This is a genomic window from Micromonospora luteifusca, from assembly GCF_016907275.1.
Classification (GTDB): Bacteria; Actinomycetota; Actinomycetes; order Mycobacteriales; family Micromonosporaceae; genus Micromonospora; species Micromonospora luteifusca.
Window position 1 is genome coordinate 5,821,127 of sequence record NZ_JAFBBP010000001.1, and the last position, 14,332, is coordinate 5,835,458.

15 protein-coding genes and 3 pseudogenes are annotated in these 14,332 nt (G+C 68.9%); 9 read left to right on the forward strand and 9 right to left on the reverse strand.

Translation table 11 applies throughout. From position 1 onward, the window contains the following. Positions 1–51: 51 nt before the first annotated feature. On the reverse strand, positions 52–183 hold the full coding sequence (locus tag JOD64_RS33605; RefSeq protein ID WP_258400330.1) for a hypothetical protein: 132 nt from the start codon (positions 181–183) through the stop codon (positions 52–54). A 307-nt stretch (positions 184–490) separates the two neighbouring features. Here JOD64_RS33605 and JOD64_RS26525 point away from each other — a divergent pair, with 307 nt between their 5' ends. The 4 genes from JOD64_RS26525 (at position 491) to JOD64_RS26540 (ending at position 3,501) form a co-directional block, all read left to right on the forward strand. Continuing rightward, positions 491–883 (forward strand): hypothetical protein, encoded by a 393-nt coding sequence (locus tag JOD64_RS26525; protein WP_239559669.1) that lies wholly within the window; start codon positions 491–493, stop codon positions 881–883. Positions 884–1,069: 186 nt separating this feature from the next. Then, positions 1,070–1,408 (forward strand): PadR family transcriptional regulator, encoded by a 339-nt coding sequence (locus JOD64_RS26530; protein ID WP_239559670.1) that lies wholly within the window; start codon positions 1,070–1,072, stop codon positions 1,406–1,408. After that, a complete protein-coding gene (locus JOD64_RS26535) occupies positions 1,405–2,448 on the forward strand; it encodes a hypothetical protein (RefSeq protein ID WP_204944734.1) in 1,044 nt (347 codons plus the stop codon). The genes JOD64_RS26530 and JOD64_RS26535 overlap by 4 nt, the downstream gene beginning before the upstream one ends. A 570-nt stretch (positions 2,449–3,018) precedes the next feature. Further along, on the forward strand, positions 3,019–3,501 hold the full coding sequence (locus tag JOD64_RS26540; RefSeq protein ID WP_204944735.1) for a GNAT family N-acetyltransferase: 483 nt from the start codon (positions 3,019–3,021) through the stop codon (positions 3,499–3,501). A gap of 18 nt (positions 3,502–3,519) precedes the next feature. Here JOD64_RS26540 and JOD64_RS26545 read toward each other — a convergent pair. Both JOD64_RS26545 and JOD64_RS34005 read right to left on the reverse strand, forming a co-directional pair. Beyond that, positions 3,520–4,412, reverse strand: a pseudogene (locus tag JOD64_RS26545) (IS5 family transposase). Between the two features lie 276 nt (positions 4,413–4,688). After that, a complete protein-coding gene (locus JOD64_RS34005) occupies positions 4,689–5,462 on the reverse strand; it encodes an IS3 family transposase (protein ID WP_372434254.1) in 774 nt (257 codons plus the stop codon). Here JOD64_RS34005 and JOD64_RS33240 point away from each other — a divergent pair. The 3 genes from JOD64_RS33240 to JOD64_RS26560 all read left to right on the forward strand — a co-directional run bounded on the left by JOD64_RS33240 (position 5,406) and on the right by JOD64_RS26560 (position 7,896). Continuing rightward, a complete protein-coding gene (locus JOD64_RS33240) occupies positions 5,406–5,549 on the forward strand; it encodes a hypothetical protein (protein ID WP_239559671.1) in 144 nt (47 codons plus the stop codon). The two genes, JOD64_RS34005 and JOD64_RS33240, sit on opposite strands and share 57 nt — an antisense overlap. A gap of 185 nt (positions 5,550–5,734) precedes the next feature. Beyond that, positions 5,735–7,090 (forward strand): hypothetical protein, encoded by a 1,356-nt coding sequence (locus tag JOD64_RS26555; protein ID WP_204944736.1) that lies wholly within the window; start codon positions 5,735–5,737, stop codon positions 7,088–7,090. Then, complete coding sequence (locus tag JOD64_RS26560) at positions 7,087–7,896, forward strand: hypothetical protein (RefSeq protein ID WP_204944737.1); 810 nt, start codon at positions 7,087–7,089, stop codon at positions 7,894–7,896. The genes JOD64_RS26555 and JOD64_RS26560 overlap by 4 nt, the downstream gene beginning before the upstream one ends. Before the next feature lie 128 nt (positions 7,897–8,024). Here JOD64_RS26560 and JOD64_RS26565 read toward each other — a convergent pair whose 3' ends face one another. From JOD64_RS26565 to JOD64_RS33245, 4 genes and pseudogenes are all read right to left on the reverse strand, one after another. Further along, complete coding sequence (locus JOD64_RS26565) at positions 8,025–8,327, reverse strand: HNH endonuclease (protein WP_204944738.1); 303 nt, start codon at positions 8,325–8,327, stop codon at positions 8,025–8,027. 5 nt (positions 8,328–8,332) lie between these two features. Next, positions 8,333–8,779 carry a MerR family transcriptional regulator gene (locus tag JOD64_RS26570; protein WP_204944739.1) on the reverse strand — a complete coding sequence of 149 codons (447 nt, stop codon included), beginning with the start codon at positions 8,777–8,779 and terminating at the stop codon, positions 8,333–8,335. Further along, positions 8,776–9,111: a hypothetical protein gene (locus JOD64_RS26575; protein WP_204944740.1), complete on the reverse strand. Its 336-nt coding sequence runs from the start codon at positions 9,109–9,111 to the stop codon at positions 8,776–8,778. The genes JOD64_RS26570 and JOD64_RS26575 overlap by 4 nt, the downstream gene beginning before the upstream one ends. Positions 9,112–9,156: 45 nt before the next feature. Beyond that, positions 9,157–9,466: pseudogene (locus JOD64_RS33245) on the reverse strand (cobalt transporter); the annotation flags it as partial. Between the two features lie 355 nt (positions 9,467–9,821). Here JOD64_RS33245 and JOD64_RS26580 point away from each other — a divergent pair. Then, positions 9,822–11,414, forward strand: coding sequence for an FAD-dependent monooxygenase (locus JOD64_RS26580; RefSeq protein ID WP_204944741.1), 1,593 nt, complete (start codon positions 9,822–9,824; stop codon positions 11,412–11,414). Between the two features lie 220 nt (positions 11,415–11,634). Here the strand turns inward: JOD64_RS26580 and JOD64_RS26585 are convergent. Further along, positions 11,635–11,826, reverse strand: a pseudogene (locus JOD64_RS26585) (low molecular weight phosphatase family protein); the annotation flags it as partial. Between the two features lie 50 nt (positions 11,827–11,876). Next, a complete protein-coding gene (locus JOD64_RS26590; RefSeq protein WP_307813680.1) occupies positions 11,877–12,536 on the reverse strand; it encodes an NADPH-dependent F420 reductase in 660 nt (219 codons plus the stop codon). Positions 12,537–12,730: 194 nt separating this feature from the next. Here JOD64_RS26590 and JOD64_RS26595 point away from each other — a divergent pair, with 194 nt between their 5' ends. Next, complete coding sequence (locus tag JOD64_RS26595) at positions 12,731–13,642, forward strand: LysR family transcriptional regulator (protein WP_204944743.1); 912 nt, start codon at positions 12,731–12,733, stop codon at positions 13,640–13,642. The last annotated feature ends 690 nt before the right edge of the window (positions 13,643–14,332 follow it).

The following is a 14,332-nucleotide window of genomic DNA, read 5'->3' on the forward strand; positions in this document are numbered from 1 at the left end:
TCGTCGATGGGGGTGGACCGCACCGACGAGGCGATGGTCAAGGGAAGAGCGCTACTTCTTGGCGATCGTGATCGTCGCCGTGCGGTAGTTGCCGCGCTTGTCGCTCTTCGTCGGGTCGTAGTTCTTCTCGATGTTGCCGGCGCTGTCGACGGAGAACCAACGGAACGTGGTGGTTTCGGTCACGTGGAACACCTGCCCCGGCTCCCGGAACTCGGTCGGGGCGACTCTAGGGTGGGCCGGCTGCCGTCCGTCGTGCCCGCCGCGGTGTGCAGAGGGAAGTCGCCCAGCCACTCCGAGTCGTTGTAGATGGCGCTGGTGATCAACGCCTTGACGAAGGCCCGTGACAACCCACGCCAGCAAGCTGCAATGTTTGGTTGGACGTTGGCGGCCGAGCATGTTGGCGGGTTTTGCGAGGTCTCGCGGCGGGGCACCCTGGATTCGCGGTGCTGCCCGTTCGGGCCACGTCAGGACCACACCCCCGGGAGACGAGATGGGCTGGCTACAGAGGCTGACCGGTCGGGCGGAGTCGGCGCAGCAGGACGTCGCGGAGCTGTTGAGCACCCCCCGCCTGTTCCGGGTCACCTCCGAGACGGTGTCGCTCGACGATCGGGAGACGGTCCGACGGTGGCTGCGCGAGCTCGACCCGGATCTTCAGCAGCAGGTGCACATCCGCCGTCCGTGGGGTGCCATCGCAGCGGTCAGCGATCGCCGCGAGCCGGTGGGTGTGGTGATGACCGACAACGAGGGGCGCTCGTGGGGCGCCTACGTGCCGGGCGCGGACGACAGCGAGCAGTTGACGCCGCAGCAGGTTGAGGACGTCATGCTCGCCGCGCTGACGTCGACGGAACGGCCCGCCGGCCCCGACTGGCGACGGCTCGCGTGAACCGCCGGTGGCGCTGGCAGCGACGCCCGACGGGCCGGTCCAAGCCGCGATTGCGCGCGGTCAGGCCCGTTCGGGTCTGCCGGTCGCGGGGCGTGGCCCGGACTGCAAGCAGGCGATGTAAGCGCCCCGGCCGGCGCGGCACCAGTGCCGTTGCACCATAGTCAGATAATCTTTATATTGGCGATTATGTCGAAGGCCATGCGAGAACCGACGTTCTGGATCCTGACCGCACTGGTCGATCAACCACGGCACGGGTACGGCGTGATCCAGACGGCCGAGGCGCTCTCCGAAGGCCAGGTCAGGTTGCAGGCCGGCACCCTCTACGCGGCGCTGGACCGGTTAGCCGCCCAAGGACTGGTCGCGATCGACAGAGAGGAGACCGTTGAAGGGCGTCCTCGGCGCTACTACCGCCTCACCGACGGCGGCGCGGCCGCACTCGCTGAGGAGACAGCGCGATTGGCCCACAACGTTCGCACCGCATCGCGGCGGCTGAACGCCACGCGGCCTGGCCCGGCCTTCGCATGAGCCGCCGCCTCGCCACCCCATATCGCCTGCTGCTGCACGTCTACCCGAAGGGCTCACGTCGCGGAGAACTGGCAGACACGCTGCTCATGGCCGCCGAGGCCGGACACGTCCGGCCCGGCCCTATTGAGACGCTCAACCTGCTTCGGCAAGGCATGCGGGCCCGACTCGGTCGCCCACTTAGCAGAGGCGTGGTCGTGCTGGCAATCTTCGCCTCAATTTTCTCCGGCTTTCTGAGCGCGTCGCTGGCGAACCGTATTGGTTGGGAGGCGGCGCCGGCGCTTCCAACCGGCGCAGCGTGGACTCAGCTCGCCCAGATGCTCACCCCAGGCTTATCGGCACAATCGTACGGAAGGTCGGACGACCCCTTCCGCAACAACGGTGGTGAGACCGATGCGGCGTCGGTCAGCTACCTCACCGATCGAACGCCTGCGACCGAGGACGTCGATGCCTATCTAGCCGGCCTGCAGCAACGCCTGGAGGCGGCCGGCTGGCGCGTCACCGACACCTACTCGACCAGCCCGACCGACATCGAAACCGGCGCCCGGCAAAACAACTCGCAGGCGTTGACCGCACGCAACGGCGCACTCGTGCTGTCTTTCGAGGACTACTTCGACGCAGCGTACGCCGAAGGCGGGCTCAGGGTCTCGATCTACCGGGCGGAACCGCGGTGGCTCACCGGTTCGACGCTCGCCGTCGGCCTGCTCGGTATGCTGGCCGGCTGGCTGATAGCCGGCTGGGCCAGCCGCCGTCTCGAGCACCGTCCGTGGGCCGCTCCTCTCGCGGCCACCGCCGCCATTGGCGGTCTCGTCTTGCTGATCCCCGCCTGGCTGCTCGGTAGTCTGCAATTCCTGGGCACACTGTCCGACACGGCCGTGCCTGACTCGCCGTTCTGGCGTGGCCTGGTGCCCACCGACGAGTTTGGCGGCATGGCCTACCCCGCCGGGGCGGCGATAACAGCAGCCATCGCCGTGGCCGTGCTCTGCCCGCCCCGCCCCGCCCCGGCCCGGCCCGGCCCGCACTCGCCACCGACCCGGGCTTAGCCAGTAATCTGACCCACGAGGCCAACCTCGACCAAGATCAGAAGTAGCCGCCGACCGGGCGCGGCGTCGCGCCGATCACCATCTGCAGCGGCCCCCCTGCCGGTGGGCACATCCGGCTTTGCCGCTGATCGAGTGTCTCCTGGTCTGGATGGCCTAACGATCGTCTATTTTGCCGGCATCCTCTTCTAGCCGCCGATGGTGCGTGGGGTAGCTACCGGCGGTCCCCTGAGGCGTCGGCGTTGGCCATGAACGCCTGCCCCAAGGTGGAGGCCAGATGGCGGTAGTCCTCAATGAGCGGCCCCACCAATCGTCCGTCGGGCTCGAAGGCATCACGCAAGCCCTTCGCCAGGTCTTCTAGGGCCTGTATCAAAGTTGGTTAGCGCTGGCCCGGGGCTGCCTCCGGCAAGGTCCCTGCCGATTCCGGGCAGTGGTCATGTTGGCATCAACCGGGCGGAACGGGGGCTCGTCGCTTCCTTCACCGTGTTCTTCGCGGCCCTGGTCGCGGCGGCATCACTTCGTTCCGGCGGTCGGCGCGGGCCAGGGCCGGTGAGGGCCGGCTAGGGTTGGGGCGTGCACCTGCAGCAGTTGACCGCCGCGCATCTGGATGCTGTCCTCGAATTCGAAACAGTCAACCGCGAGTACTTCGCGGCGGTGATCCCCGACCGGGGCGACGGCTTCTTCGCCGACTACCCCGCCCGTCACGCTGCGCTGCTGCGGATGCAGGCCGAGGGCACCGATCTGTTCCACCTCCTGCTGACCGACGATAGGACAGTCGCCGGCCGGGTCAACCTTGTCTGCATCAGCGATGGCGAGGCGGAGATCGGCTACCGCGTCGGCCGCGACTTCGCCGGGCGTGGCCTGGCCACCGAAGCCGTCGGGCGCGTCTGTGTGCTGGCAGGCGCCGTCTACGGCCTCAAGCGCCTACGAGCCGGCACCGCCGTGGATAACCACGCCTCCCGCAAGGTGCTGCTGCGCAACGGTTTCGGACTCCTCGGCGAGACCACGTCGGGCGAGCGCCCCAGCCTGCGGTTCCTGCTCGAGCTGACCGGCTAGGATCTCTATCAGAGTCGGTTACAGCCATTCGTTGATGGCGGCGATGTGGACGGTGGCTTCGTAGCGCACGGCGAGTTTGTCGAACCGAGTTGCGACGGAGCGGTTACGTTTGAGCCGGTTGATCCCGCACTCCACGGCGTGACGTTGCTTGTACAGCTCGGGGTCGAAGGCCGGTGGTCGGCCGCCTTTGGAGCCCAGTTTGCGCCGGTTGGCGTCCTGGTCGGCCTTGGACGGGACGCACGCCTTGATCCCGCGTCGGCGTAGGTAGCGGCGGTTGGCTTTCGACGTGTACGCCTTGTCGGCCAAGACCCGGTCGGGGCGGGTGCGGGGCCGGTCACCACCGGGCCGGGGCACCCGGATACCGTCCAGCACGGCCGTGAACTGCGGACTGTCCCCACGATGCCCGGCGGTCAGTACAACGGACAGCGGTTTCTGGGCCTGTTCACACCCCAGGTGCAGCTTGGTGGTCAGCCCGCCACGAGAGCGGCCCAGGGCGTGATCGGCCGGTTCGGTGCGTATCCCGCCGGGCGGCTCCTTCTGCAGGTCCCCCTTTTACGCGCCCCGGCAGCGTGCTGGTGCACCCGGGCGATCGTAGAGCCCACCGACACATCCCAGGCGATCCGCCCAGCCGCGGCGGCCAGGCCCTGCAACGTGGTCAGGATCCGCGCCCAGGTCCCATCCCGCTGCCAGCGGCGAAACAACGCCTACGCCGCCGCCCACGAGCCATAACAGTCCGGGATGTCCCGCCACGGTGCGCCGGCCCGCACCCGCCACCGGATCCCATCAATGAGCTGCCGCTTCGTCCACGACGGCGGCCGACCCGGCCTGCGCACGGTGGGCAGCAGCGGCTCCAGCACCGCCCACTGTGCGTCGGTCAGGTCGTGCCGCCTCGTCACCGCTACAGTGGCCACGAGGTCTCCGTGCTGATGATTCGTCTTGGTCGACAAACCATCTACCGGAGACCTCGCCGTCTATCGATCAACAACGCGCCGAGACTTCATCACTGAGCCGACTTTGATACACGCCCTAACCGCTGATCCCAGCTCCCGGCGGCCTTCCAGTGCCTACGCTTGAACGACTGCCAGCGGCGCCAGCCGACCTCGATGACATCGTCGGCGGTATCCGGCATGACAACAGGGGATGGGCTTGACCCGTTTCGACGGACAGGGTCGATGTGTTGGTCTTAGTCAGGCTGCCTGGACCGTTGGTTGTAGGTGTGAACCGGTGGCTTCGAAGGCGGCGGGGCTGAGGTAGCCCAGGGTCGAGTGTCGGCGGCGGGTGTTGTACCACCCTTCGATGTACTCGAATATGGCTTGGCGGGCGGCTTGGTGGGTGGGCCATGGCTGGCGGTGTAGCAGTTCTGTCTTGATGGTGGAGAAGAACGATTCGGCGACCGCGTTGTCCCAGCACTGCCCGCGCCGTCCGACGGACAGGCGGATGCCGTGACGTTGTGCGAGGCGGGCGTGTTGGGCGCTGGTGTATTGGCAGCCGCGGTCCGAGTGGAAGACCAGCCCGGACGTGGGTCGGCGTCGCGCGAGGGCGTCGGTGAGAGCGGCGTCGATCAGGTCGGTTTTGAGGTGGTCGGCGATGGTCCAGCCGACGATGCGGCGTGAGGCCAGGTCGATGACGGTGGCCAGGTAGAGCCAGCCCTGCCAGGTGTTGATGTAGGTGATGTCCCCGCACCAGCGGGAATCGAGGGCGGCCGGGTTGGTGGTGAAGTCACGCCCGACCAGGTCGGGGCGTCTGCTGGCGTTCGGGTCCGGGATCGTCGTGGTCCGCCACCGGCGGGGGCTTTTGCGGTGGTGAGCTTGACGCCGGTCGCCACCGGGCAGACAGGCAGTTCTCGCGGTGTCGGGTCTGCAGCAGCTGCCGGGGTCGGCCGGCTCCTCGACGAGCAGGGCCCGGTGGCGACAGCGCAGGACATCGCCGGCTGGCTGGGTCGCTGCGAGGTCCGCTGGCAGGAGACCGACAACCCGGAGGGTACGAAGGAGGCCCTGGTCCTGGCCCTCAATCCCCGCTTCAACCGGCAGGTGCCGAAGCCGCGCTGATGAAATCCGCGGAGCTGGCAGGCGGCCGAGGCGGTGCGCTGGCTCGTGCGCCCATCGTCCACCGCGGGTGGACGGGACCTAGATCAAGAGCGGGGCGGGCGGTGGGGTTCAGCGCCAGTCGCGAGCCCGGTACTAGGATCTCGCCCGGCCGTCGGTACCGCGGCTGGCCGAGACGGGGAGGTGTCATGCGACGTCGTCAACTGCTGGCGTCCGGGGTAACCGCGGCCATCGGGCTCAGTGCCGGGGAGCTACTGAGAGCAGCGCCGGCCGCCGCCGCGGCGGCCCCGCTGAGGAGCGTCGGCGTCCAGCTGCCGGTGGACGACCTGCGCGCGATCGAGCTCGACGAGGCGCGCGGCCGCCTCTACCTCGCACAGGGGGTCGGTGGCGGACTGCCGCTGGTGGTGACCGACCTCGACGGCCGGCTGCTGTCCCGGATCACCGCCGTCGCTGACATCTCCGACCTCGTCCTCAGCGACGACGGACGCATCCTGTACGCGGCCCAGGGCTTCAACCGGATCATCGCGTTGGACGCCGCCACGCTCACCATCATCGCCAGCTATCCCGCACCCGTCGGCGCCCACCTGTACACGGTCGAACCGACCGGCGAGAAGGTCATCGGCGGGTTCATCGACGCCGGCATCGGCTCCGGCGGTCTGCTGATCTGGTCCGCGCCCGGAATCCCGCCAGTGGTCTACACCGAAGGCCCCAACTACCACCCGATCATCGACGCCAGCCCCGGCGCGCCCGGTCTCCTCGTCGCCGGCGACACCGGGTATTCGCCCGTCACCACGTACGTCATCGACGTCTCCGGCGACAGCCCGACGATCGTCGCCCGGCGCGACAACACCGGCAGCAACCTCATCGACTACGCCGTGAGCCCGGACGGCACCGAGGTGGTGGAGACGGTCAGCCACCCGTACGAGCACCACTCGTACCGGCTGCCGGATCTCGCCGACGCCACCGTCTATCCGAGCGGCGTCTATCCGCAGGACGCCGCCTGGTCCGGGGACGGCTCGACCGTCGCCATCGGCCGCGCCTCGACCTCCTCCGGTGACGCCGACGTCTACCTCTACGGCAAGGGCAGCACGGTCCCGACGTACGCCGTCGACTTCCGCAGCGGCGACAGCCTCTGGGAGGGCACGCTGCTGGTCAACCGGGACGGCACCCGGGCCTGGGCGGTCACCTCGACCGACCCCTACCAGGAAACCCAACTGCTGCACTCCTTCGGGCCGGCGCACCCGCCGAAGCCGCCGGTCACCGATCTGGCCGTCACCGCCCAGGTCGGGACCGGCAAGGACAAGCAGACCGCGCAGCTCAGCGTGACCTGGAGCTCCCCCATCGGTGACGACAATTACTGGTGGATCACCGCGTCGACCAACGGCGGGGCGGAGCGGGAGTTCTGGCGCAGCAAGCTGGACGTCAGCGGCAAATACACCCTCACCTACTCGCTGCCTCGCGGCACCACCACCTTCACGGTCCGGTACCGCGACTACTACGAGTTCTATCCTGACGGCTACGCAACCGCGACGCTGCAGCGATGAGCGCACCCGTCCGGCGGCGCCGTCCGCTCCTCCGCTACGGCGTACTGGCGCCGCTGCTGCTTGCCACGGGCGCTGCCGGCTGCGGCGAATCCGGTGCTGCCGGAGCTGCCTGGGCCACCCCGGCGCCCACCGTCGTGGCGACGGCGCCCACCGCGGCGGCGACGACGAGTGCCGCCACGGCGGTGACCCCCACGCCCAGCAACCTGCCCGCGAGCGCCTCCCCGACGCCCAAGCCGCGCACGTCGGCGACAGCGCGGGCCGGCTCGGCCGCCGCCTCGGCCCCCGCCGGTAGGGCCACCCCGGCCCCGGAATTCCCCCGCGGCTACACCCTGCTGTCGCAGACCTGCACCCTTCAGGCCGGCAATCAGGTGTACGTCTCGCTCAGCGGCAAGACGAAGGGAAACTTCCGCTTCTGCACCCAGCGGCTGCGCAAGAACGACACGGGCGCCTACCACCTCAACCCGTACGTCTTCGTCGAGCCCTTCTTCTACGACGACGGCCGATGGACCCCGGACTCGCGTGAGCCGCTGAGCTTGACCATCACCTGCCGGGTCAGCCACGCCGGCGAACAGGACTACTCCCTTACCGCCACCTCACCGAGCGGGAACGGGCCCGGGCACACCGCGTCCTGCGGCCGGCTGGTCCCGCACGCGGTCACCCCGACGACGGGCAGCGACGCTTACACGATCCGATTCAGCGGGTACACCTCGGGCGGTTACTACGGGGTGCTCGCCTTCGACACCGAGGTGCACTTCCCGGGCGCCGGCAAGCCGACCCCGGAGCAGCGGGTGACCGTACCGGACTGACGCGCACGTACCGCCATTACGCCCCTAACTACGCCGACACCGAGTTCTCTACTCGTGCCCGGGAGACCATGGGCCTCGACAACGGGCCCGCGGCGGAAGTCCTCAACGAACCCCATCCGCAGCAGTCGTCAGCGACGGGCTCCTGCCCTATGCGCGTATAGCTTTTCCTTGTCCGGCCAGTCCGCGCGGCTGACTGGCCGCCGGAGTTCCTTACCATCGAGGTCGTTGTAGTGGCGCGACACCAGCTCGGATGAGGTGCGAATGCGATAGTTGTCGTCGATCCACATCAGGCCCTTGTCGAAGAGGTTGTGCACGTCTGCGCGAAGCAGCAAACCGTTGGTCACATCGTTGTTCCTGCCGCTGTACGGCTCGATGTGGGCGGCTTGCAACGCGTCCTCCGCGTCGCAGCCCTCGGCGCGCCCGAGCAGCATTCTGGTCAACGGTCTTCGGCATCGAGGACTCCTCTGACGGTGATGGTCGCAAAGGGGATGGGGCAGCACGGCTGCCCGGCGCACGCGACGAGGTCATCGCAGCCAGCGTCCACCGCGGCGCGCAGGGTGCTGGCGATGACCTGCAGGTCGGCGATTTTCGCCTCGACCTCGGCGAGTTTTGTTTGGGCGCGGACCCGCAGACCGGCGTCGGCGTGGCGGCCGTGACGGTGCTGGCCCGCGTCGAGCAGGTCGGCGACCTCGTCGAGGGTGAACCCGAGCCCCTGCGCCGCCTTGATCACCCTCAGCACGGTGACCGCTTCGGCCGGATAGAGGCGATGCCCGCCCAAACTGCGGTCCGGTTCGGCCAGCAGCCCGCGGCGCTCGTAATAGCGCAGGGTCTGCGGATTCACTCCGGCCGCTGCGGCGACCTGGCTGCTGCGCAGCCCGCTCATGCCGTCATCCCGGCGGCGGCCCGTTGCGCGAGCGCGTCGAGGACATCGACGTGCGCGGCGGGCACCTGCACGTCGAGACGCAGGGTGCCGGTGTCGTCGCCGGTGAAGGCGAAGGTGAAGAACGAGCAGCAGGAGCTTTCCCGGCCGGTCAGGTCCCGGGCGGTGGCCTCGGTGCTCGGGTCGAGACGCCACCGCAGGTGGGTGGGGGACAGCCGTTGCTGCTGTAGCAGGGCAGTGGCGAACAGGTCGTCGAATTCGGCCAGCCGCAGCGGCCGTTGCACGCTCGGCAGGGTGCACGCCTCGGGCACCCATGCCTGGTTATCGCTGCTCATACCCATGACGGTAAGCCTGTACCTAGGTACCGGATGCAAGTCCAAGCGCGGCGATTCAACGGACACGTCCCCGGCGAGGGCGGAGAACGACAGCGCGATGACGCGCAGCGCGGCGCGTTCGGCGTTCGTGGTTCGGTCCGGAGAACTGCAAGGCCACGGCGGCGGCGGTGGCCACCTCGATGCTGGAGTCGAGCCCGAACCCGATCACCGCGGTCGAGGACGCCATCGTCCCGGCGCTGATGGCGATGACCGTCTCGATCACGTTGTAGGTGATGGTCGCCCCGACGAACAGACGTACCCGCCGGATCAGGATCGAGCGGCGGGCCGGTGACGGGCCAACCGACACCACCGGCAGGGGCGCGTCATCTGGTCGTCTTCGCCGCAGCGACGGCCAGGATGACCGCGCCGGGGCCGACCTTTCGGCCGTATGTGTTATCCGCGCCTGCGTCCCTCGACGCCGGCAGACTTGGAGCGGCGACTGGTAGAAACGGCGGCAGTGCCTTAACCGCTAACCCCAGTCGTCGTGTCGCGCCGGTGGCCGGCTTATGCAGTTGGCGATACGGGGTTAGCGTGGGGTCGAGGCGGGTCAGTCGCGCGTCGCGCCGAGGGATCTGGGTGGTCGACATCGTGGACACGTTTGCGTTCAAGACTTCAGCCGGCCTGCTGGAGACACCGGTCGGGGTCGTCGGGTCGTGCCGGGTCGAGGTCCGGTGAGCGCCGTCGAGGTTTTGGTGGTCGGGGCGGGGCCAACCGGACTGGCTATGGCCGGGCAGTTGGCCGCCTTGGGTGTGCGGGTCCGGGTGGTGGATCGATCTCTCGACCGGGTGCAGGAGTCCCGTGCCCTGGCGATTCAGCCCCGCACTCTGGAGGTCCTCGCCAGTCTCGGGGTGACTGACGAGATGGTGGCCGTTGGGAACCGTGCGGTGCGGCTGTGTCTGCACGCGCGGGGGCGGGCGCGTACCGTGCCGTTGTTCGATTTGGGTCTGTCGGGCACTGCGTATCCGTATCTGTTGTTCCTGTCGCAGGCGGAGACCGAGCGCATCCTGGGTGAGCACCTCGCGGCGGTGGGGCTTGACATTGAACGTTGTGTCGAGCTGGTGGGTCTGGACCGTGCCGTCGACGGTGCGGTGGCGACGCTGCGCCACGGAGACGGCCGGGCGGAGCGGGTGGCTGCCCGGTACGTGGTGGGTTGCGACGGCGCGCACAGCGCCGTGCGGCGCCTCGCCGGAATCGGATTCGAGGGCGCTGCGTATCCGCAGACGTTCGTCCTGGCGGACCTGGAGGCCGACGGCCTCGACACCGGGACGGCGCACGTGTTCCTGTCCGAGCGGGGAATGCTGTTCTTCTTCCCACTCGGGCACCCGGCCACCTGGCGGCTGCTGGTCATGCGGCCACCCGCCGAGGTGGCCTCACCAGACGCCCCGGTCACCCTCGACGAGGTGCAGGCACTCGCTGACACCTACACCGATGCGACGGTGCGCCTGCGTGATCCTGTCTGGATGACCAATTTCCGGTTGCACCACCGTGCCGCCACCCGCTACCGGGCCGGGTCCGTGTTCCTGGCCGGCGACGCCGCGCACATCCACAGCCCCGCCGGCGCGCAGGGAATGAACACCGGCATCCAGGACGCCGTCAACCTCGGCTGGAAACTCGCCCAGGCCCTGCGGGGCAACGCCACCTCGGCGCTGCTGGATACCTACGAGACGGAACGGGCGCCTGTCGGCCGGATGGTGCTGCGCTTCAGCGACCGGGCGTTCACTGTCGCGACGTCCACCAATCCGGCCGTCCGGTTCGCTCGGACCCGGATCGCCCCCGCTCTCATCCCAGTCGTGTTCGCGTCGCGGTTGGTGCGAGCCTCCGCCTTCCGGACGGTGTCGCAGCTGGGCGTCAGGTACCGGAACAGTCCGCTGTCGGTGGAAGGGTCGCGCCCACCGCGGACCGGTCCACGACCCGGAGACCGGTTGCCCGACGCCCTGCTGCCCGGTACCGGAGACGCCAGCACGCTGCATCGGCTCGCCTCCACGCCCGGATGGCACCTGCTGCTGTGTGGACCATCCGCTGCCTGGTCTGCCGGCGACACCGTGAGGCTGGCTGGGAAGCAACTCACCGCGCATCGGTTGACCGAGCCCGACGCCGTCGGAGCGGCCCCGACGTCCGCTGCTCAGGCGTTGCGGCGGTTGGGGTTCGGCCCCGGCGCTAATGGCGTGTTGCTGGTCCGTCCCGATGGGCACATCGGCTACCGGGCTGGTGGCACCGACCTGACCGGGCTGTTTGCCTACCTGGACCGCTGGCTCGGCTCCTAACCCCGCCCGCTGCTGTCAACGGGCGTACTGGGCTGGAGCAGCGACGGTGCGGCAGCCGAGGTCAAGGGGCAGCCGGTCGACGAGAGCCGCGCCCCGCCGGCCGATACCCCGTCTGTCAGGGCGGTACTGCCGGAAGCGGTTTCCTGAGGGCGGGGTGCTTTGGCTTCCCAGTGCTGCTACTCGAGGCCAAGGCGCCGACGGCGGGCAGCGATTCGACGGGTCAGGCAGCAGGGATGAGTTCGGCAAGGAGCTTCTCCACGCGGCTGCGGATCTCGTCGCGGATGGGGCGGACGGACTCGACGCCCTTGCCGGCCGGATCGTCGAGCTTCCAGTCCTTGTAGCGCTTCCCGGGGAAGACCGGGCAGGCGTTACCGCAGCCCATGGTCACGATGACGTCCGACGATTCGGCGGTGTCGGCGATAACACGGCCGGACCATACCGCGGCCCGCGCGCACTCGCGGTTTACCGCGTTGCGGCGGCCAGTGCCGCGCGGATGGCGTCCTCGCCGACCGGCTGGCCCTTCTCGTTCGAGTACGGCCCGTACGGGGTCCCCCATACCGGCGTGCCCGTCGCTTGCCGCCAGCTGGCGGCCAGTGGTCCCGCGTCCAGCACGCTGTACCCGATGGATTCGATGAATTCGGTCACCGCCGCCTTCGCCGGCGCGGAGTCCCCGACGATCGGCAGGTACGAGCGGTCGGCCGCGCCCGCCGGGCGGGCGAGTGACAGCAGGTGCTTGAAGGAGATGTTGTTGAACGCTTTCACGACCATGGCGTCCGGGAGGTACCGCAGCAGCAGCTCGCTTGAGGTGAGCGACTTGCTGTCGAGTTCGGGGATGGGCCCGTCACGCTCGGGGCCGTAGTTGCACGTGTCGATGACCGTCTTCCTGGCCAGTGGCGCGGCGGGCACGTGGGGGAAGGCCTTGACCGGCACCGTGATCACGACGATGTCACCGGCTGCCGCGGCGTCCCCGCTGGTCGCCGCGGACGCCCGCGGCCCCAGTTCCGCGACCGTGTCCGCGAGCGTTTCGGGACCGCGTGAGTTGCTGAGCACGACCTGATGCCCGGCCTCGACGGCGAGCCGGGCGATGGTGCTGCCGATGGCGCCGCTGCCGATGAATCCCACAGTCGTTCTATTCTGAGCCGCCCTCCTCGTCATGTACCGGACTCGTTGAGACCCGGGTCCTTGCCGTCAGCTGGCGGGGAAGTAGTGGCCGTTGCCCAGATCGGCGAGCAGGCGGGGCTGAGCGGGTTCCCAGCCGAGGGTCCGGCGGGTGACGAGGTTGGACGCCGGGTAGCTCTGCCGGACCGGGAGGCTCCATGGATCTGGACCTGCGCAAGTTGCGCTACTTCGTCGCCGTCGCCGACCGGCTGCACTTCGGCCGCGCCGCCGATTACCTGCACATCGCACAGCCGGTGCTCAGCCGACAGATCCGCGCGCTGGAACACGATCTCGGCACCCCGCTGCTGATCAGGGACAGCCACGGCGTGGAACTGACCGACGCCGGCAGGCAATTGCTGACCGACGCCGGCCCGCTGCTGGCCTCCGCAGATGCGGTCCGCCGCCGGGTGACCGAAGCCGCGCTTGGCAGCCAGCGGCTGATGGTCGGCTTCCGCGCGGGCATCACGGCCACCGCGGCGGTGCGGGAGTTCGCCATCCGGCACCCGGACGTGATCGTGGACGTGCAGCGGATCGAGTCCGACGACCAGGCCGCGATGCTGCTCGACGGCCGCATCGACGTCGGCTATGTGCGGCTGCCCATCGACGAGACCGGCCTGCGCGTCACCCCGCTGTACACCGAGCCGCGGGTGGCGGTGCTGCCCGCCGGCCACCGATTCGCCGGCAAGGCACAGATCACCGAGGCCGACCTGGCCGGCGAGCCGCTGCTCTGGCATCCCGACACAAGCACACAGCCCACCAAGCGCCCGCACCCCAACGCCGGATACCTGGTGCGCGGGGTGGACGAGACGCTCGAACATGTCGCGGCCGGCCGGGGCATCTCGTTCCTGGCCCGTTCGGCAGCCGTGTTCTACTCGCACCCGGTAGTCAGCTATGTACCCGTCACGGATTTGGCGCCCGACCAGGTGTGTCTCGCGGTGGCGGCATCGCGCACCTCGCCGCTGGTCAACGACTTCCTCGCCGCGGCTCACGCGACGGCCGAGATCACCGCAGAATGCGGGAACGATGAAATGTGGCAGCTGGCAAGCGGTGCCGCTGCACAGCACGGTTGATCAGTTCGACCGACAACAGCGGTAATCGCCCCACCTGCCTCCTCGCGGCGGGTCGGCGGGCAGCAGCGGCTGAATGAGGTTCCACTCGGCGTCAGTGAGTTCGAATCGTGAAGGCATGGCGTCCGAGTAACACTTCGGACATCCACAATCATCCGACGCCCATGACCCACAAGAGACTTCCTAGGTCGTGTCCGTGGTTCGTCGTGGGCTGCGGAAACCGAGTTCGGCATCCTCAGCAGCACCCAAGACGAGTCGCAGAGCAGCGCGGCGCGGCGCTGGGCCAGCGATGTTCACCGCGCACCAGCTTGCCGACCCAACGTTGGTCAACGTCGAGGGTGCCGCGGCTGCGACTCAGGTATAGGTGGTCGAGGGCGGCGTTGACCGCCTCGGCCAGCTCGGACCGAGACATGTGTTGTCCCGGCCACTGCAGCGAAACCTGACGTCGGCGTGCGCCAACGAGCGCGGAGTTTGGACGTGACTACCGTCTCCGGTCGACTGGGCACTTACGTCTCCTGCGGTTCGCGTTGCCGGAAACGAACCGTCACCGAGTCGCGTCCGGCCCAGACATCGGCAATTTCGAAGCCAGCCACGTCCGGCATTGAGCCAGGACGTCTGCTGACGTTCGGGCGGGGCTGCCCGGTGCAGCACAGTCTGTCCCCCGTGCGAGCTACCTGCGAATGTCCACCATGC